20 protein-coding genes and 1 pseudogene are annotated in these 19789 nt (G+C 44.8%); 13 read left to right on the forward strand and 8 right to left on the reverse strand.

Annotated elements, in window-relative coordinates:
• From AAA952_RS01930 to AAA952_RS01940, 3 genes and pseudogenes are all read left to right on the forward strand, one after another.
• A pseudogene (locus AAA952_RS01930) lies at positions 1-256 on the forward strand (hypothetical protein); the annotation flags it as partial.
• Positions 257-340: 84 nt separating this feature from the next.
• Entirely contained in the window at positions 341-922 is a 582-nt protein-coding gene (locus tag AAA952_RS01935; RefSeq protein ID WP_338253918.1) for a hypothetical protein, read from the forward strand.
• Between the two features lie 152 nt (positions 923-1074).
• Positions 1075-1755, forward strand: a complete 681-nt coding sequence (locus AAA952_RS01940) for a hypothetical protein (protein WP_338253920.1) — start codon at positions 1075-1077, stop codon at positions 1753-1755.
• 645 nt (positions 1756-2400) lie between these two features.
• Here the strand turns inward: AAA952_RS01940 and ggt are convergent.
• Positions 2401-4140 (reverse strand): gamma-glutamyltransferase, encoded by a 1740-nt coding sequence (ggt, locus tag AAA952_RS01945; RefSeq protein WP_263177629.1) that lies wholly within the window; start codon positions 4138-4140, stop codon positions 2401-2403.
• A 108-nt stretch (positions 4141-4248) separates the two neighbouring features.
• On the opposite strand from ggt, the gene AAA952_RS01950 reads away from it, so the two are divergent.
• On the forward strand, positions 4249-5589 hold the full coding sequence (locus tag AAA952_RS01950) for a GNAT family N-acetyltransferase (RefSeq protein ID WP_338253924.1): 1341 nt from the start codon (positions 4249-4251) through the stop codon (positions 5587-5589).
• A gap of 74 nt (positions 5590-5663) precedes the next feature.
• On the opposite strand, the gene AAA952_RS01955 is transcribed toward AAA952_RS01950, so the two are convergent.
• On the reverse strand, positions 5664-6287 hold the full coding sequence (locus tag AAA952_RS01955; RefSeq protein WP_106650850.1) for a LysE family translocator: 624 nt from the start codon (positions 6285-6287) through the stop codon (positions 5664-5666).
• A 225-nt stretch (positions 6288-6512) separates the two neighbouring features.
• Positions 6513-7007, reverse strand: a complete 495-nt coding sequence (locus AAA952_RS01960; protein ID WP_300479985.1) for a hypothetical protein — start codon at positions 7005-7007, stop codon at positions 6513-6515.
• Between the two features lie 254 nt (positions 7008-7261).
• On the opposite strand from AAA952_RS01960, the gene AAA952_RS01965 reads away from it, so the two are divergent.
• The 6 genes from AAA952_RS01965 (at position 7262) to AAA952_RS01990 (ending at position 11828) form a co-directional block, all read left to right on the forward strand.
• A complete protein-coding gene (locus AAA952_RS01965; protein WP_338253928.1) occupies positions 7262-7837 on the forward strand; it encodes a YbhB/YbcL family Raf kinase inhibitor-like protein in 576 nt (191 codons plus the stop codon).
• 11 nt (positions 7838-7848) lie between these two features.
• Positions 7849-9015: a major royal jelly family protein gene (locus AAA952_RS01970; RefSeq protein WP_231466222.1), complete on the forward strand. Its 1167-nt coding sequence runs from the start codon at positions 7849-7851 to the stop codon at positions 9013-9015.
• 154 nt (positions 9016-9169) lie between these two features.
• Positions 9170-9646, forward strand: coding sequence for a VOC family protein (locus AAA952_RS01975; protein ID WP_287481086.1), 477 nt, complete (start codon positions 9170-9172; stop codon positions 9644-9646).
• Between the two features lie 82 nt (positions 9647-9728).
• Positions 9729-10622 carry a glycine betaine ABC transporter substrate-binding protein gene (locus AAA952_RS01980; RefSeq protein WP_338253938.1) on the forward strand — a complete coding sequence of 298 codons (894 nt, stop codon included), beginning with the start codon at positions 9729-9731 and terminating at the stop codon, positions 10620-10622.
• Complete coding sequence (locus tag AAA952_RS01985; protein WP_338253940.1) at positions 10619-11101, forward strand: Atu1372/SO_1960 family protein; 483 nt, start codon at positions 10619-10621, stop codon at positions 11099-11101. Before AAA952_RS01980 ends, AAA952_RS01985 begins: the two co-directional genes overlap by 4 nt.
• 172 nt (positions 11102-11273) lie before the next feature.
• Positions 11274-11828, forward strand: coding sequence for a sugar O-acetyltransferase (locus AAA952_RS01990; RefSeq protein ID WP_131525027.1), 555 nt, complete (start codon positions 11274-11276; stop codon positions 11826-11828).
• A 124-nt stretch (positions 11829-11952) separates the two neighbouring features.
• Here the strand turns inward: AAA952_RS01990 and hppD are convergent, their stop codons facing one another.
• Both hppD and AAA952_RS02000 read right to left on the reverse strand, forming a co-directional pair.
• Positions 11953-12993, reverse strand: coding sequence for a 4-hydroxyphenylpyruvate dioxygenase (hppD, locus tag AAA952_RS01995; RefSeq protein ID WP_113940921.1), 1041 nt, complete (start codon positions 12991-12993; stop codon positions 11953-11955).
• 76 nt (positions 12994-13069) lie between these two features.
• The gene (locus AAA952_RS02000) at positions 13070-14230 is read right to left on the reverse strand and encodes a homogentisate 1,2-dioxygenase (protein ID WP_219251663.1); all 1161 of its coding nucleotides are present in this window, start codon (positions 14228-14230) and stop codon (positions 13070-13072) included.
• A 207-nt stretch (positions 14231-14437) separates the two neighbouring features.
• On the opposite strand from AAA952_RS02000, the gene AAA952_RS02005 reads away from it, so the two are divergent.
• The gene (locus AAA952_RS02005; protein WP_338253947.1) at positions 14438-15352 is read left to right on the forward strand and encodes a LysR family transcriptional regulator; all 915 of its coding nucleotides are present in this window, start codon (positions 14438-14440) and stop codon (positions 15350-15352) included.
• 256 nt (positions 15353-15608) lie between these two features.
• A complete protein-coding gene (locus AAA952_RS02010; RefSeq protein ID WP_028759593.1) occupies positions 15609-16403 on the forward strand; it encodes a TIGR00266 family protein in 795 nt (264 codons plus the stop codon).
• A gap of 112 nt (positions 16404-16515) precedes the next feature.
• Here the strand turns inward: AAA952_RS02010 and AAA952_RS02015 are convergent, their stop codons facing one another.
• The 3 genes from AAA952_RS02015 to AAA952_RS02025 all read right to left on the reverse strand — a co-directional run bounded on the left by AAA952_RS02015 (position 16516) and on the right by AAA952_RS02025 (position 19063).
• Positions 16516-17784, reverse strand: a complete 1269-nt coding sequence (locus tag AAA952_RS02015; RefSeq protein WP_338253951.1) for a hypothetical protein — start codon at positions 17782-17784, stop codon at positions 16516-16518.
• Positions 17785-18153: 369 nt separating this feature from the next.
• Positions 18154-18492, reverse strand: a complete 339-nt coding sequence (locus tag AAA952_RS02020; protein ID WP_168827409.1) for a hypothetical protein — start codon at positions 18490-18492, stop codon at positions 18154-18156.
• A 109-nt stretch (positions 18493-18601) separates the two neighbouring features.
• A complete protein-coding gene (locus AAA952_RS02025; RefSeq protein ID WP_219251661.1) occupies positions 18602-19063 on the reverse strand; it encodes an EVE domain-containing protein in 462 nt (153 codons plus the stop codon).
• A 277-nt stretch (positions 19064-19340) separates the two neighbouring features.
• Between AAA952_RS02025 and AAA952_RS02030 the strand changes: the two genes are divergently transcribed.
• Entirely contained in the window at positions 19341-19721 is a 381-nt protein-coding gene (locus AAA952_RS02030) for a DUF6508 domain-containing protein (protein ID WP_168827411.1), read from the forward strand.
• Positions 19722-19789: the final 68 nt, after the last annotated feature.

A 19789-nucleotide genomic window follows, 5' to 3' on the forward strand; every position in this document is an offset into this window, starting at 1 on the left:
GACCGAACTCACGCACTCTTTATTAAATCAAGAGCTCTATTCGCCCTGCGGCAACTCCGAGGGGAGGTGTATTCCTTGGAGTTTTGAGTCGTTAGATAGCGATTCATCAGCAAAAATAAGTGCGAAAAATGAGAAAGCTAAAACGATATCAAGTGATTACCCATCAAACTGTATAAAAAACCGCTACCGCAAAAAAGCAAATTCCTATAGCATCATTCATACCCATTTACACGGATGTGGCAGCAGCCATATTTAAGATTGAGTCAACACGCGATTTATGCACTGCAAACAGTGCAGTGCAGTGCATAAATACAAAGACGTTAGAAGCCAAGGAGAGACCATGGATTGGCTAACATTTTTCAGCAGTATCATAAATGCTCTTGCTTGGCCCGCCACACTGATAACTTTACTTGTATTAATTCGCAAACAACTTCCTCAAATTGCGAGGTCTTTGCGTCGACTCAAATACAAGGACATAGAGGTTGAGTTTAGTGAAACTGCGAAGGCAATAGCTAACGAAGTTAAAGCTATAGTCCCCGCTGCACAGGCAGAGAATAAAATTGCAGGCCAAGAGAAAGAACAGGTCAAAGCAAGGCTGGAGGCAATTGCCGAACTAGCCCCTCGCGCAGCAATTCTTGAGTCTTGGTTACAGGTTGAAGCTGCTGCCGCAGATGTAATTCGTCAAAAAAATCTTGGCCCTTCAAATTCTTATCCAGGACCAATGCGTTTGCGTGACAGCCTTCAGAAAGGTGGAGTGCTGAACAATCGTCAACTAGCAATATTTGAGCAGCTCCGAACTTTGAGAAATGAAGCCGTTCATGTGCCAGAAGCAGAATTTACTAAGGCTGCAGTGTCAAACTACATAGAGTCAGCTATAGCAATCGCGTCCTATCTTGAAGGCCGTGCAATGGCTTCTTACTAGTGGTTCAAGCCATTCGCTTCGCTCACTCGGGAATGTCTCAAAATGAGCCAGTGAATCATTCTACCTTAGTCAGGTTCACAATCAATTAACAATATGGCTTTTAGTATCTAAATCTGTGGCTGAATTCAGTTTGCCACTACACTGGAGGAAAGATGATAGATATTGATATAAAAGGTATTAGAATAGAGCAAGAACCAAATAATTGTCCTGTTTGTAATCATTTAGTTTCTCCTAATCGGACCGGTGTATTCAAAGAAATTTTTACTGATAATAAACACCTTAGTCGCTATTTGGAGGTGCTTTATGAGTGTCCATCAATAAAATGTGGGTATTTATTTCTAGCTCACTTTGAACGAAAATCAAAGCAAGAAGGTTATTCAGATGGTTACTTTACATATACACATGCAACGCCTCAGTTTTTCAAAACGATAGATTTCAATGAAAAAATTAGTGCAGTATCCCCAATTTTCGTAGAAATTTTTAATCAATCAGCTAATGCAGAGAGCAATGGCTTAAGCGAAATATGCGGTATGGGTTATCGAAAAGCTCTAGAATTTCTAATTAAAGATTACTGTGTATTTTTGCACTCCAATGATTCTGAACAAATCAGGAGTATGTTACTGATGCAGTGTATTAATAAATATATCACTGATACAAATATTAAAGAGTGCGCTACTCGAGCTGTATGGTTAGGTAATGATGAGACACACTACCGAAGGAAGTGGCAAGATAAGGATATTGAAGACTTAAAATTATTAATTAATTTGGTCGTTCATTGGCTTGTTAGTAGCCTTATGACTCAAGAATATTTGCAATCAATGCAACGCGAATGACGGACTGCAAATACGTGGCAATTTTGGTACAAATCGTTTTTGTGTTTACTGTGGCGTTTGCAGGCACTTCGTTAGTCGTTAAATCATAGAAATTTTAATCTGATATTCACCGGCTATGGCTAACGACCTAGCTCGCTTTTGTCCAAAAGCGTGCTGGGTATCTCCTTCATACAGACAGGTTACACTAGTGCCAAAAAGGTGAGCCATGGTAATTTGCGAGACGACCGTCCGCCCCATGGACGTGGCGGTCGAGCATCCACGGATGGACTAGCTGCGTGTCGATGAGTGAATGCCATGGCAAGCCTATATGAGTGGATACCAGCCAACACTAATATCCCAATAACTGAATTTACCTACATGTCTTGAAGTGAGTGGTGTTTAGTATGATATTTCATGATTCAGTTGCAGCGTCACTAAAGTAAAAAACAATGCAAATTAGCACAATAACTTTTCCACACAATAAAAAGCCCTTCTTATACAGTGATGTATAGCAGGGCTTTTTGATTGCAAGTTTGTATTCGTTGAGTGAAAGTACAAGCTTTACTCAGGGTTTATGACCTAGTTCGAATAGGTCATAAATCCTTTTATCTCATCCACCTATTTCTCTCACTCATCTCTTTCACTAAAATCGGCATCATGGAGATGCTAGTAGCCGATAGCTTCGCTACCCGAGTGGCGTGGATCAGACGCACCAAAAATTCCTTGTTCGGTCACCATGATTGATTGCGTACTGCCCATAGCGGATTGTACTTTCACTTTGTGTCCTTTGGCTTCGAGCAGGGAAATGGTATCGCGATTAAAGCTGGACTCGACTCGCAATTCATCGGGTTGCCATTGATGATGAACCCGCGCCGCATTACTGGCTTCGGCAATGTTTAATCCATGATCAATAACATTCATGATGATCTGCAGTGTGGTGGTGATAATGCGCGAACCACCTGGACTGCCAGTGACGAGGAAGGGTTTGCCATCCTTCATCACTATTGTTGGGCTCATTGAGCTGAGTGGGCGTTTATTGCCCTCGACCGCATTGGCATCACCACCTACTAAACCGTAGCCGTTTGGCACGCCGGGTTTGGCAGAGAAATCATCCATCTCGTTATTGAGCAGAATCCCTGTTCCCTTCGCCACTAAACCTGAGCCGTAGCTGAAGTTTAAGGTGTAAGTATTTGAAACTGCATTACCCCATTTATCGACTACCGAGAAGTGAGTGGTTTGATCGCTCTCATAGGGCGCGAGCTTGCCGGGCTTGATTTCAGCACTCGGTGTTGCCTTATTCATCGCAATTTGGCTGGCGATTTTTTGGGCGTAGTCCTTACTGGTTAAGGCTCTGACGGGCACCTTATAAAAGTCGGGATCGCCTAAGTATTCGCTGCGATCGCTATAGGCGTACTTCATGGTTTCCGCCATCAGATGAATCGTCTGGGCGGTATTGTGGCCGAGTTTATCTATTGGGAATTGCTGCAATACGTTGAGCATTTCTATGATGTGTACACCGCCCGATGATGGCGGTGGCATAGACACAACCTCATAGCCACGGTATTCGCCGCGCACGGGTTCACGTTCCACTACCTTATAATTTTTAAGGTCGTCTAAGGTCATAATGCCGCCAGCGTCTTTCACCGCATTGATGAGCTTAGTGGCGGTTTCTCCTTCGTAGAATCCTTTGGTGCCTTTTTCAGCGATAAGACTTAACGAATGGGCAAGTTCAGGTTGTTTAAGAATATCATCCACTTGATAGTCACTGCCGTCGGCTTTGTAGAAGATAGCGGCCGTGGTTGGCCATTGGGCCATGCGGCGTTTTAGGCCGGCAAGGGATTGGGCAAGATCTGGCGTCACGCTAATGCCTTCTTGCGCCATTTTAATCGCGGGTGCCGTAACTTGGGCGAGAGTCATAGTACCATATTTTTCAAGGGCTAAGCTCATGCCCATCACTGTACCTGGCACACCTACTGCAAGACCGTGTTCGCGGCTTAGTTTTTCAACTGCGTCGCCATTTTCGTCGAGGAAAATGTTTTTCTTGGCTTTAGACGGTGCCATTTCACGGTAATCGATAGCGATGGTTTTGTTTTCTTTGGCAATATGCACCAGCATAAAACCGCCGCCACCGATATTGCCAGCACGGGGTAAGGTGACAGCCAAACTGAAGGCGACAGCCACGGCGGCGTCAACCGCATTACCGCCTTGCTTTAGGATCTCAACGCCGGTGCGACTGGCGAGAGTTTCTTGGCTTGCGACCATGCCATGCTTAGCCCATACAGGTTGTGCGGTGGCCATCTGGCTGAAAATTGGCGATTCATCGGCAAGCAGACTGGGAGATGATAGTAAGGGAAGCGCCATCGCAATGGCGAGAATAAGAGGTCTAAAAGGTCTTGTTGGACGCATACTCAATCCTGAATTTATTTTAATTATGGCTATGCAATGTGCCGAGAATTAGGCTTAATTGCAACCTCGTATACTTGTTCACACCAGTAAAGGACGATAATTTATCCAATGAGACAGCTTATCTTGGCTTTTGCGAGCTCAATGTCGGATATTTCGGCCAGTGCGTGGAATGCCGCCATGGGTGAGGCGAATCCCTTTTGTCGCCATGAGTTTCTGTTGGCACTCGAGCAAAGCCGCTCCGCCTGCACTGCAACCGGTTGGACGCCTCGACATTTATGCGTGTTCGATGCGGGTGACACATTAAATGATGTCGACAGTAAGGATAAAAGCTTGTCGCCTTTGGCTGAAGGAGGGTTTATCAGTGTGCAAACGGCTAACCACTTCAATCAGTTCCCACTTATTGCCGTCATGCCCTTGTACCAAAAATCCCATTCCTACGGTGAGTATGTGTTCGATTGGGCGTGGGCCGAAGCCTATGAGCGCCATGGGCTCGATTACTATCCCAAATGGGTGAATGCGATCCCTTTTACCCCAGTGCAAGGTCAACGGATGGGCATTCATCCCGCATTGGAGCGCGCCGAGCAACTGCGCGTGGCGGCATTACTGCTGCTGACATTGAATCGCCGACTAATATCAGCGCAGGATAATCTCGTACTTGAGGAAGCTATTCTTAATCAGCCAGGGCTGGGCGATAACCCGATTTCCTCATGGCATAGCCTGTTTGTTACCCCAACACAAACGCCGTTATTTGAAAGTTTGCCAAATTCGCTGTTAAAACGCTTAGGCACTCAGTTCCATTGGAATAATCGCAGTTATCGGGATTTTAATGATTTTCTGGCGGGCTTTAGTTCCCGTAAGCGTAAGAATATCTTGAAGGAGCGGGCGCAGTTACAGCCTTTTAATCTTAAGTTTCAGTTTGTCGAAGGGGAGCAGATCACCGCTTCGCAATGGCAGACGTTTATCCAATGTTATCAATTAACTTACCTTAAGCGCTCCGGTCATCGCGGCTATTTAACGCCAACCTTTTTTCAGCAGTTGGGGGCACAACTCGCTGCGCAAGTCCTACTCTTGGTGGTTGAAGATGCAAAGGGCGAGATGGTCGCTGGCGCCTTGTATTTAAAAGGTGAGAATACCCGAGGGCAGAAATGCTTATATGGTCGTTATTGGGGGACGACGGTTGAGCTCGACGGTTTACATTTTGAGGCCTGTTATTACCAAGGTATTCAATATTGTATTGAACATGAGTTTCAAGTGTTTGATGCGGGCGCACAGGGGGAACATAAGGTGCTGCGTGGCTTTGAACCCGTAGCAATGTATTCCTACCATAACATCGCCCATTTGGGATTTAAGGCTGCGATTGCCGACTTTGTTGAGCAAGAAACACTGCAAATGCAGCAATATATGGCGCAGATGCAGGATGTGTTGCCCTACAAAAAAGAGCCTTCATAAAGACCGAGTTAACGGGACTTTATTGGGCTCATTTTAGGTAGAACGGGTTACATTTAAGCGGTTAGTTCAAACCGTTAGCTCATGGCTAACCAAACTCCTACGCCTATCATTAGGCTGCCTGCAATGCGGTTTAACCAGCGAATATTATCGCCACGGCTCAAGAAGATGCGCAGGCTTTTGCCACCACTGGCGTAGGCGAGCATAGAAGTAAATTCGGTCACCATAATAATGCTCAGTAAGGCGAGGAGCTGCGGCGCGACGTCGCGCTCGGCATTGATAAAAGGGGGCAATAGCGACACCATAAATGCCCAACCTTTAGGATTGGCAATGGCGGTAATAAAGCCTTGGGAGATCAAGGTAACATTGCTGGCTCTGGGGTTAGTGTCATCATCACTTAATATGGCCATCTTGCCGCGCGCGCGCCACATCTGTACGCCGATAAAGCCTAAATAAATCCCGCCGATCCATTTAAAAATTTGAAAGACTTCGGGATAGTTGAGCATGATACTGGCAACGCCCATCACGGCGGCTGTCGCCACCAACGCCACGCCTACCAGTTCACCCAGCATCATCCACAGGGTGCGGCGCACACCTATGCTCATACCCAGTGTCATGGCGAGTGTCATGCACATGCCCGGAGTGATAGAAACAAAGAAAAAAGTCGGGATAAACACAGCGAGTAAGGCAAAATCAGGCATGGTTTGGTCATTCTTGGGTGAAGATGAGAAGGTCGATAGTGTAATGAAAACGGCGGATTTAGCCAATCTGCTTATTTTGAACTTGCTCTCTTTAAATGTAATCGGTTGTGTTGGCTGGCGATATTTCACGCAAAAAGCATATTGTAGTTATTATTAACAATATGCTCACTAACCCCATTGTGATTAATTCTGCAGTTGTTCGGTTAACAGCGATTAACTTCATAGTTAACAAGATAAGACATTGACTGTAGGTTCTACATCAGTATCGATCAAGTAGACACTATCGGCGCCCACTATATAATAACTGTATAGGTCTTGGTAAATATGTTCGCCTAATTCACCATAATAAGGACGGCGTGCATTTTTTACCGACTTCCATATTGGCCAAGGTAAAGAAAAATAATCGGCATTGGATTGATCCGTGATATTTAAATCTGAATCAATAGGGAATGGCGTATTGCTTTTATCATCATGTTGAATATCACTAAAGTTATCACTAAAGTTATCACTTATGTTATCTAAGAAGGTTTGATAACTTGACTCATCAATGACTTGTATTCCTGAAATCGTAGGGAAATACAATTCCATCGTGAATGCATCGTTATCAAGTTCCTGCCACAGTATGGTTAAAGATAAATGGTCTAATCTGCAACTCAGGTTCGGGTGTGGCTTTAGGTTTCTGTTCAAGGGAAACCAAGGTTGATAAGCCGCTTTAATCATAGCGAAACCTCGTTATATTATTGTGTTAAGAACATATCTTAGTCGTTTGGCTGTTACTTTTTTGCATTATTTTTGCTGAAAGTACCATAACCTAAAAATAACTGAGAAGCATGTTGAGATTATCCAATATTTTTTGAAACTCATATCAACCAAATGCGCCTTATCAATCATAATTTGATTGATATGCTAACCCACATTCTCAAATCAATGGTTAATGACTGTTTTAGGACAGTTCAAAATGGGTTCAGCATATTATGAAATCGCCTTATTTCTCCTCTTTTAAAAAGACTCTCTTAGTGACTGTCGCTTTGGCCGCCAGTATTAATTACGTTATGGCTGACGACAGTGCCTCTGCGTTTAGTCTCGAAAGTAATTTAGCTGATAATTCAAGGTTCCCTCCTGAGTATTATTGGAATCAATTTGGTTGTTCGGGCGAAAATATTGCGCCGCGTTTAACTTGGCAAAATGTACCTGCCGGTACCAAGAGCTTTGCTGTCACTTTATATGACAAAGATGCGCCTACTGGCAGTGGTTTTTGGCACCGTGTTGTGTATGACATTCCGGCACAGGTGTCGACTCTCGCAGGTGGTGTGAATGGCGGAGTGCTACCCAGTGGTGCCATTGAAGCTAATACCGATTTAGGTAAACCTGGATTCTTTGGACCTTGTCCACCAGAGGGACGTGAACACAGTTATGTATGGACAGTGCATGCTTTGGATGTGGCGCAGTTGCCGATAGACAAGGGATCAACACCCGCTTTGGTGGGATTCTATCTTTGGCAGCATAGATTAGGCGAAGCAAGTTTAACGCTTTTAGCTGGCCCACGTTAGGAGGAATGAAGATGACCATATTATCTACGCGCATTACATACCCAATGTTATCAAAGGTTTTTACACTACTGGCAACCAGTTTGTTGTGTTCTCACTCATGGGCGACACAGACTGAGCCGCTGGCAAAAATGGAAGTCTTTGCCGAACTTGATGGGGCTGTGGGCGGTATTACTTTCACATCAGATGAGCGATTGATTTTCAGTTATCACCCTTTCTATCAACCTAACATTAAGGTGGCAGAGCTTTTAGCGGATGGTAGTACTAAGCCATTTCCTAATTCGGATTGGCAGCAATGCCATGATCCGCAGGGCAAAGCGAAAGAACCTGACACTTGCCTTAATTGGGTGTTGGGGCTGCGAACCGACGATCAAGACAGAGTTTGGCTATTAGACTCTGGTCAGCAGGCGCCACGTATTGAGCCTAAATTAGTGGCGTGGGATACCAAGAAAAACCAATTAGATCGCATTATTCATTTGCCCGCGCCAGTCTCTCTTCCTGAGTCACAACATAATGACTTTGTTATCTCATCTCGACATCAAGCGATTGTGATTGCTGATGAGGGGATTGGCACGGGTCCCATTGGTGAAAAGGCTGCGCTGGTGGTTGTGGACTTAAATACAGGGAAAAGTCGGCGCCTATTACAGGGAGATAACAGTGTGATGCCAGATTTACAGCGGCCACTGATTATCGATAAAAACTCAAAAGATAGAAAGCAGATTGAAGTCTATGTGGGTGCCGATGGCATTGCTTTAGATAAAACCCAAACATGGCTCTACTTTGCCCCGATGAATAAAGACAAAGTTTACCGTGTGCGGATGACAGATCTCATCAATCCTTCGTTAACGCCTGCGGCACTCTCTGCCAAAGTGGAGGCTTATGCCGATAAGCCCGACAACGGTGGCTTAAGTATTGATGAAGCGAATAATTTGTATCTAACAGAAGTGGGAGAGCGGGCCATTGGTGTGATCCCTGCAGATTCTCGCCAGTATCGCACTTATGTCCATGATGAACGTATGGTTTGGCCCGACGGTGTGAGTTATGGCAAGCAAGGTTACTTGTACTCTGGGGCTGCGCAATTACCGTTATCGGCACCATTAAATAATGGCAAAGCTGAAAACAGTCCACCTTATTATATTTTCCGTTTTAAGCCGTTAGCGGCGGGCGTTCGTGGTAATTAATCCGAACAATTAATCTCATCAATTAATTTTATAACCTTACGTCAAGTGCTTATCTTAACTGAATTTATTCACACGATTTTTGCGGATTAAAACGGTTTGGATTCGCACTTGGTTATACCGAGTCACTGAGTCACGACACCCAGAGGATGACAATATGAACATAAACGGATTGGATCACTTTACCATCAGAACCCCCAAACTGGTTGAAACGCTGTTGTTTTATCAAGTCATCCTTGGATTGAAATTAGGTTGGCGGCCACAGTTTGGTTTTCCTGGACATTGGCTTTATGCCTCAAATAAGCCCATTTTGCATTTGGTGGAAGCGGGCGATCAGGCGCTAGATGCCTACTTAGGGGAAAGCAGAAATATTTATGGCTCGGGACGTGTTGACCATTTGTCGTTTCGTGGCAAGGATTTATACCAGATGCAGCAGCATTTATGCCAGCAGAGGATGATTTTTCAGGAACGAATAGTGCCTGAAATTGGTGAACATCAGTTGTTTCTTGAAGATCCGAATGGCATCAAAGTAGAGATGATATTCCCCTATGCAAAGGACAACGCCATCGTAGGGATTGTGATGGATAGGCTCACTATTTTAGACACCAAGGAGCCTGAACATGGCGGAGATTAATGTCTTCAGAAGGCAATTATTGCAAACGTTGGGATTGGGCTGTTTGGCATCATTGGCATTATTTCCTCGAGGTGTGATAGGTATGAATTCATTGAATAAGAGTACAAATATGGAGAGCTCACAGGGTAAGCCGATGATTCGCATGGGAGTGACGGACTTAAGTTTTCATCGCGTCACCGCCGCTGTGGTGGCCCATGTGATAGGGATTATGGGCAAAGAGGTGCAACGAAGCTATGCATTGCACGAGGCTAATTTTGAGCAGCTAGGTGAAGGCAAAGTGGATATGCTGTGTTCTGCATGGCTGCCCCATAGCCATGGGATCTATCGACAAGGTGTCGAAGAGCGAGTTGCTACGCGGCAACTCGAGCTACATTATGAGCCCTATGCGCTCTGGGGCGTACCCGATTATGTGCCTGCTGAGCAAGTGTCGAGCATTGAGGATTTACTCAAACCTGACGTGCAGCAACGTATGCGGCCCATCATTCAAGGGATTGGTGAGGGGGCGGGGATCACGCGATTTTCTAAAAATATCATGACGCAATATGGATTAACGGCGGCAGGTTATCAATTTAGAACAGGCACTCAAGCCGACTGTGTCGCGGCTTTTGAGTCTGCCGTAGCGGTAAACGAGTGGGTGATCGTTCCTTTGTGGCATCCACAATTTTTACACCATCAATACGGTATTCGCGATCTTCAGGACCCTAAAGGTTTACTCGGGGGAAAAGATAAAGCGGTATTGCTCGCCCGTGAACGCGAGTTAGTGGTTAATTTCTCGCCCGCACAAATTCAGGTACTTGATAACATAGTATTATCGAATCAAATGGTTGCAGAACTCGATTATGCGGTTAATCGACAAGGAATGACGGAAGATGAGGCCGCTGCGAACTGGCTGACAGTCAATCCTCAGCATTTGACGACCTGGTTAGCCCCGCTGCTTAATCCTGCGAATGCCTCATCTCAGGAGGTGACATTATGATGTTCACACCTGAATTGCGGCTAGTAGCGGCAGGGCTTGAACTACCTGAGGTTGCTGCGGCTCTTGGGAATTACGAACCCTATTCAATTGTTGGCAGTCAGTTAATGACCTCGGGTCAGTTTCCCTATTTAGAGGGCGAGCTTCAGTATCAAGGACAATTGGGCGCCGATCATACTGTGAGCGAAGGCTACGCTGCCTGTCGTCTTGCGACCCTAAATGCTATTGCCCAATTGAAACAGGCTTGCGGTGAGCTTTCGCGGATAAAACAAATTTACCGCTTGGAAGGGGTGCTGAATGTGCATCAATCTTGCTTTGAACATCCTAAAGCACTCGATGGGGCTTCGGATTTATTGCTTGAAATCTTCGGTGAAGCAGGGCGTCACAGCCGGATGATTTGGACAAATCCGGTCATGCCGCTGAACAGTTTGTGTCTAGTGTATTTATTTGCAGAACTCTATTGTGATGACGAACAAAGGTAATGACCTTTGTCTCGATTGAGATTGAATGCTTGAATGTGACTCACATTGGCTGTTAGCTAAATGTTCTGTCAGCAAGATGGGTAGTTCATTCAATAGCATATAAGGCAGTTCTTGAACTTTCATCAATCGATTGTTAGGGTTAGGTCATCATGGACTGAATGTTGACAATACGATGACTGAGAAACAAAAAATGTTGGCGGGCCAGCCCTATAAGGCTTGGGATGATGAGTTATTGGCTGAGCGTATGCGGGCGAAATCCATTTGTCATCAGTTTAATCTGGCCGAACCGACTTTACTTGATGCCCGAATGGAGCATCTTCGTGGCCTGCTTGATATTCAACACTGCGCCCATATTGAGCCTAATTTCTTTTGCGATTACGGTTATAACATCCATATTGGCAAACAATTTTACGCCAATCATAATCTAACCATATTAGATGTTTGCTCAGTTTCGATTGGCGATAATGTGATGTTTGGTCCCCATGTGATGATTTCTACCGCAACGCATCCTATTAATCCCATTGCGCGGCAAACAACGGAATACGGCGCGCCAATTCAAATCGGTAATAATGTCTGGCTAGGCGGAAACGTATCTGTACTACCCGGTGTGACCATTGGTGATAATTGTGTCATTGGTGCTGGTAGTGTCGTGAATAAGAGCATTCCCGCGAACTGTGTGGCGGCAGGTAACCCTTGTAAGGTTATCAAACCTATCGATGTGGACTAGCGCAGGAAAGTTAAAGCCGAGTGATTGGTGTCAAAGCTGATGGTGATTTAGATGACGATGTAGATAGTCGTAGAAAGAAAAACGGTACGCAGTGCGTACCGTTTTTTATTAGTAGGATGAATACTTACAGTACGCCGCGGCGCATTTGGTCCCGTTCAATTGATTCAAACAGGGCAGTAAAGTTGCCTTCACCAAAACCTAAGTTATTCTTACGTTGGATGATTTCGATGAAAATCGGTCCAAACAGGTTTTTAGTAAATATCTGCAATAAATAGCCTGTATCATCACCATCCACCAGAATTTGGTGATGTTTAATGCGCTCACGATTTTCTGTGACCTGCGGTAACTTATCGAAAATGGTGTCGTAGTATTCAGGGATGATGTCTAGGCACTGGATTGAACTGCCTTCCATCGCATCCAGAGATTTAACGATATCGCGGCTTCTAAAGGCTAAATGTTGCACACCTGGGCCATTGTATTCCTTCAGATATTCATCAATTTGGTTTTTATCGCTGCCTTTACCTTCGTTAATCGGGATACAGAAGCTACCATCGGGCGAACGCAGGGCGTAGGACACTAGCGCGGTTTGTACGCCGCTGATGTCAAAGTAGCGCACTTCAGTAAAACCAAAAATGTTTTTATAGAAGTTAGCCCAATGTTCCATTGTGCCTTTGTAGACGTTGTTGGTTAAGTGATCGACCTCGATAAAGCCTTTCTCTTGGGTGATAATTTGCTCGTCTAAATCTTCAAAATCAGCGGCATAGATATTGTTACCTGCGCCAAAGGTGTCGATGAAATAAATTAAGCTGTCGCCAATGCCGTAAATCGCAGGATAAGGCAGATCTTTGTTGGCATCATCGGCGGGTTTTGCACCACGTTCAACGGCAACGCGATAGGCAAAGCCGGCATCTTCTACACGCCAGCCCATAGAACAAATGGCTGGGCCGTGGGATTTAGCAAACTTAGCTGAGAAACCTTCGCGCTCAGTGTTGAGCAGAAAATTAATGTCATTCTGTTTGTAGTACAGGATGTCTTTGTTCTTGGCTTTTTTCAGCAGAGAAAAACCAAAGTCGATAAAGACTTTGTGCATAAAATCAGTATCAGGGCTGGCGAATTCAGTGAATTCGATACCTAATAAGCCCAGTGGATTTAGTTCGCTTGCCATGTTGTTTTCCTCGTTATTTTAGTGCAACACGCCGTCACTCAAATGACTCCCGCATGGGAGTGCTGGTGGCTTGGGGCTAGTCTTCTAGCCAAGAGCGGTTGTAGTCTTTGCTCATGCAATTTTGTACATGTTCGGTTAATTTCAGTGGGGCGAACGTGTCCACCATCACTGCATATTCATAGGTTTCTTTTTTGCCAATTGAGGCTTCAGTGCGGCCCGGTTGTGGTCCGTGGGCCACACCTTTTTGATGTAAGGTCATGTAACCCGCTTCAATGCCCGTGCGGCTCATAAAGTCGCCATCGACGTAATACAAGACTTCGTCGCTATCTATGTTGTTGTGGTAATAAGGCGCCGGAATCGATTTAGGGTGGAAATCGTAGGGGCGCGGTACGAAGTTACAAATCACAAAGTTATGGGCGGTAAAGACTAAGTGATCAGAAGGAGGTAGATGGATTTTGCCTACCTTTGGTGCGTATTCTGTGATGTTGAATGCCCAAGGATAAACGCAGCCATCCCAACCCACTAAATCAAAGGGATGCCATTCGAGCGTGGTGAGTTGGTACTTATCGCCAAACTTACACACTAAGGGGAAGGCGCCGCGCTCAACCACAGCCTCTTGCAGTGTAGGTACGCGCAAATCGCGCTCGCAGTAAGGTGCCGATTCTAATAGTTGACCATACTCGTTACGGAAATGCTTAGGCACTTCCACCATAGAGAATGACTCGATGACGAAAAGTCGCACATTGCTGTAATCGTTGAATTTTAGTTGATAAGTGGTACCACGTGGGATCACGAGATAGTCCCACTTTTGGACCTTAATCGTGCCGTACTCGCTGTAGAGTGTGCCTTCGCCTTCGTGGACAAAAACCACTTCATCGGCATAGGCGTTACGGTAAAACTCGTCGGTATCGGCGGTGACTTTGGCGGTATACAGTGCTAAGTCATTGTTATAAAAAATCTTGTTACGGGCGCTGAAAAAATTACCTTCACGGTCGGCGTCGCGGGAATCGAGTTTATAGTTTTGGACCAGCGAATCTTCCCAATTGGCACCATGGCCTAGGCTGTAGGGCGCTACTTCTAATGCTTTGGTTGGCATGTTGTGGTGATATTTATTGGAATAAATATTGGAAAAACCATGGGTTGAGAACAGTTCTTCACGGTAAAGCTCGCCGTTTTCCTTTTCAAATGCGATATGGCGCTTATGGGGAATCTGGCCTTGTTTCACATAAAATGGCATGGAGGATCCTTGGTTTTTACAGCGGCGTGAGATTAGCTCTACTTCGCTTGTCGTTATGGTTATGTGATCTTGTTATCAATTTAGTTGCTTGAATGAACAAAAAAAAGAATAATAAATCCGTTATCTCAATCTAAAAATTAGATGGTATTCTAATCTTTACGAATCGTAGTGTTTCCGTGACATGTTCATTAGAGCCAAGGAGTGACCATGCGCATCGATATTGATGCTTTTAATGTGCTGCAAGTGCTGGTGGAAGAGGGCAGTTTTGCCAAGGCGGCGGAGCGATTACACAAAGCGCAATCGGCGGTGAGTTATCAAGTTAAAAAGTTAGAAGAGCACTTAGGCGTGCCGCTTTTTAGCCGTGAGCAATATCGTGCTGAGCTGACGCAAGAGGGCCGCGTGATTTTGGCCGAGGGACAAAGATTACTGCAACACCTTGCAAACATTGAACATCTTGCCAGTCGTTTCAGTGAAGGCTGGGAGCCCAAGCTAGAGCTAGTGATAGACGGTGCCTTACCGATGGAGCCTATCATGACGGCCTTAAAGCGCATGGCTGAACATCAGATCCCCACTAAAATTCAGCTGAATATGGAGTTTTTAGGCGGTGTACAACACAGATTCGAGCGTGATAATGCTGACTTGATGTTAGTGAAAGATTATCGCACTGGCCCCTACTATCATCCGCAGCCGTTGCCTGCAATTACTAGCGTACTGGTGGCCAGTGCTTTGCATCCTTTGTCTTTTATTCGCGAAATTAGTTTGTCTGAGCTGCAGCAACATGTGGAATTAACTATCGAAGACTCTTCACCCAATAAAAGTTACCGCGATGAAATGCAATTTGGCGGCGATAAAGTGTTTTATCTTTCTGGCTTTATCATGAAAAAGAACGCCTTGTTAAAAGGCTTAGGTTTTGGCTGGTTGCCGGACTTTTTAGTGCAAGAAGAGTTGGCTAAGGGCGAATTAGTTGAAATCGACTTCGTCGGTGGCAGTCGTTTTACGTTTATTCCACAGCTCGTCTCGACCTTAGAGCGACCGTTAGGTCGTGCGGGACAACTTTTTACCGAGTTGATATTAGAGGAGTTTGCTAAGGCTGAGCAGTTTAATGGTGTGGGTTTGGGTTGATAAGTCTTCGCTTGTCATCTTTTGATACAAGTTACCGCATAAAATAATCGCATTTTGACATTTTATGTCATAGATTAATGCCTAGGTCAGATGAAGGTTTAGATTGAGAGTTAAAATAAGGCCTAAATTCAGACTGAGCTTAGATCTAGATTAAGGTCGAGATGAAGAGTGAAATTGAGCCGCGATAAGTAAAGAGTCGTCCATCGGGGTCAATCTAAAGGATAGTAACAAGGAACTGACAGTTAAGGGGAACAGAATGTCTAGACGTTGTCATGAAGTGGATTATGAAATTATCGGCCACAGTATGCAGTTGGTTGAAGTGGAACTCGATCCTAACGAAACCGTGGTCGCTGAAGCGGGCGCGATGAATTATCTAGAGCAAGATATTAGCTTTGAGGCCAAAATGGGCGATGGCTCTGAGCCTGAGTCTGGCTTTTTTGGCAAGTTGGTGGGCGCGGGTAAACGGGCATTGACGGGTGAGAGCATTTTTATGACTCACTTTACCAACCAAGGCAATCAAAAACGTAAAGTCGCCTTTGCCGCCCCTTATCCTGGCACTATCCTAGCGATCGACTTGGCCGAACATGGTGGTGAGCTTATCTGTCAGAAAGACAGTTTTTTGGCTGCGGCTTTAGGTACACGCGTGACGATGAAATTTAATCGCCGCTTAGGTACGGGATTTTTCGGTGGTGAAGGGTTTATTCTGCAAAGTCTACAGGGCGATGGTATGGCGTTTATCCATGCGGGGGGCACCTTAGTGAAAAAAGAACTAAAAGGTGAAACCTTAAGAGTTGACACAGGTTGTCTTGTTGCATTTACCTCAGGGATTGATTACGACATAGAGCGTGCAGGCTCATTAAAGTCTATGGTCTTTGGCGGTGAAGGTTTGTTTTTAGCCACACTTAAAGGCCACGGGACGGTTTGGCTACAAAGCTTGCCATTCTCACGTATGGCAGACCGCATTATCGCCCATGCCCCATCTGCGGGGGGCAGTGATCGTGGTGAAGGCTCTGTGCTTGGTGGTATTGGTCGCATGCTCGATGGGCGCTAAATTATAAGCTGACATGTTGTCTCCTCTTAAGGCATTCCAGACTATCCTCTGGGATGCCTTTTTAGTTGAAGCCTGTCATTTCCTTCAATGTCTTAAGCGTCTTTAGTTGTTGCTAAGGCAGCGTTTGGTTGTTAAGGCTTTGCTGAATGCGTCTTTCAACTAGTTTAGATATGAGATACATCATCAGATAGCCCGTGCCTAAGGCTAAAATCACCGCGACGACATTCTCCGTATACAGGCGGTAAGCGTAGAAAGTACCGACCAGTACTGCGATACCAGCAAGGCGAATAAGTAGGCTTTGAGTAAAGTAGCCATGAGCTTTGATATAAGCTAGCTGGTAGCCATTGAGCATCATAAATATAAAAAACATGGAGAAATGCATTAATACTGGGGCCGCTTTAATGTATTGCTCGGGGAATAACCAAGCGACTAACGGCTTGCTCGCAAAAACCATAACGACAAAAAAAATACCGCTGATCCACAAAGAAACTTTCGTCAGCCATGATTTAATTTGTTGGACTTCGTCAAAGCGTTTTTCTCGTACGCACACTGCGACTTCGGGCAGTACAAACCGGTAGATGGGAAAGACAAAAAGCAGGGTGAGGTAAGTGATCATCGGCCGCACCACCACTTGGAAATCACCCAGTTCATCTATGCTGAAATAGGCAATAGTCAGCAGTACGGTGATGTAAATCATCAAGATACTGGCCCCCGCTTCCATGGACGCCGTCAGGCTTTTCTTCATAAAACTGCGTAAACCCGTATCAAAATGCACTGCACTTAAGGGCGGAGTGGCAATATCTTTGCGCCGTTTTAAGTACATATATAAGGCAACGATGAGCGATGACAGTGTCATGCTGTAAAAGAGTGATGCAATGGCGGTTTGTTTTAAGCCGTAGAAACATAATAAAAAGCTAGTCACTTGCGCGAGCGGCTCTAACCAAGTGACTCTATTGGAGATGGCATACAGCCGGTACATGGCAATTTGATTGGTAAAATAGACCTTGAGCCCCATACTCAGAATAATCCCAACCAATTGAAAATATTCTACATTGAGCTGAAGTTTGTGTTTGATGTAGGGCAAAACTAAGCCCCAAGTCAGTAGCACCATAGCAATTAAGCTGTAGCGGAATATATTAGTGATATCCACATCTTGCTTGGTCTGGGAGTAGGTCACCACCATAGAGGAGCGAAATCCTGTCATCAGGATCAGCGACAGTGAGATGATATCGATAACCGTGTGATAGAGCGCAAGATCGGCTTTGGCAACCCATTGTGCTAACCAAAGCTTAAAAAGAAAACCCACAGAAATACTGGCAAGTGAAGCCCAGAACCCCGCAATAATCGCCTGCTTAACCCGTTGAAGTGAGGTGTGTTTCATTTTCAAAAATCCAGCGTCAGTCTACGGTCATTATCGGGATGCTATGAATTCAATTAAGATTTTGCCTTAGCCGCATGAGTATTTTTAGGTGACACTTATCTTGTTCTGTTCGATATCTTTTCACCCTGCATGAGTCTAGCATTTAGCCAATTTACGACCAATAGCCAGATAGTAAAGATATGATAAATATCAATATGTTGCTTTATTGTAAGTTAGAACGTTATTGAGTGAGGACTGGGATGATAAATTGTCTTACAGACAACGTTTTTTGATAGATGAAAGCAGTATTAAGAAGTACAACTACGCCCAGATAAGCGCTGGGCGTAGTTGTAAATGTGTCAGTTATAAATGCCATTTTTCCATGGGAAGTTAATCGGTAATGATATTGACGATATCGAGGATTTTACGGCTGTTATTATCGAGTTTGATTAGTGCACCTTCGACTTGAATGCTAATGATGCCATCTCTGTCTAAGGGGACTACGATGCGGCCGCGATCATAAATATCATGCTCAAGCACATCACCACGGTGGAGTTTTTTCTGCCAACCGGGTGGCAGTGGCTGACCTTGGTCAACTTTTTTCTGTAATCCCGGCGGTAGACTTTTATCCTTTTTGTGGTGCTCATGGTCATCTTTAGCAAAGGTTGAGATGGACATCGTTAAGCTGAGGACAAGTCCTGTGATTACCACTGAGGTCAATTTATTCATCTGTACTCCTAAGGGGCATTGAGTTGATGTTGTGTCCAATGCTGGATGTGGCCAACAATAGGCGATGCTAAATGAACTATAGCTGAACGTTCTGGTTCAAGATTGCTTTCTAGCGGGTTAACATGAGTACGGCTTGCCATTGTTCGGCGGTCACAGGTTGGATACTGAGTCTTGACCCCTTAGAGACTAAATACATGTCCGCCAGTTGGGGTAAACTTTTTATCAAACTTAAGGGAATAATCTCGTTAAATTTTTTGACAAAGCGGATATCCACTCGTAGCCATCTTGGTTTGGTTGGATCTGACTTAGGGTCGAAATACTTCGATTCTGGATCGAAGGCCGTGCTGTCGGGATACGCATTGGTCACAACTTCAGCGATACCGACAATACCGGGTACTTTGCAGCTTGAATGGTAAAAAAATACCTGATCGCCAATCTGCATCTCATCGCGCATAAAGTTACGCGCCTGATAGTTACGGATCCCATGCCAAGCTTCAGTTTGGTTAGGGCAAGCCTTAAGATCATCTATGCTGAATTCGTCGGGTTCCGATTTCATAAGCCAGTAGTTCATCTTGTTTCCTTTACTCATAGTTGCCGTTAAGCGCTTCAATACCGCTGAGTTTATCTGAATTTTGTCGAATACCCCAGTTCGTCACCCATATCAAATATTGTGAGTTTGATTAAGTTTCCGTTCAGATAACGTGGCTTAGCCTGTTGACAGTAATCTTATTTGGTATGCCTTATGCAAATTCTCGTTTCTAAGGCAAAGCGTCAAATTCGATCTCGGTTTGTGACTGGTGTCGTACAAGTTGTGGCAGCAGAGGCAACCAAAACCTGTGAGGTGTGTTATGGGGACTTCAACAATGACATCTGATTGTGGCTTATACACTAAATATCTTAAGGATTTTACGGCAGGTGATGTGATCTTAAGTCATGAGCGTATGCTGGAATTTATTAATGACCTGACAACGCAAGGTTGGTTATTGGCTAATTTCACTTGGGACTATTGGTATAACAACAGTTACTTAGTCGATAAACCTGCCTATATTCGTGATGCGAGTATCGCACAATGTAAGTTGCTGTTGACGGCCATGACGCGACTCGAGGTTTTTAGCCCCGGCGTGTTAGAAAATATGCGTCGCCAAGGCGTGTTACTGGCTATTGTTGAGCGGTTACAAAGCTTAAATGTGCCTAAGTCGAGTGCTCATTTTGAGTTTATCAGCCGTTAGCACTGGGCTTTAATGGATTGTTATCTAATCGTTTGTCTTACTCTTTAGTCTAATAAAGTGCTTTTTTA

It is taken from the genome of Shewanella sp. M-Br (assembly GCF_036245925.1).
Taxonomy (GTDB): Bacteria; Pseudomonadota; Gammaproteobacteria; order Enterobacterales; family Shewanellaceae; genus Shewanella; species Shewanella oncorhynchi.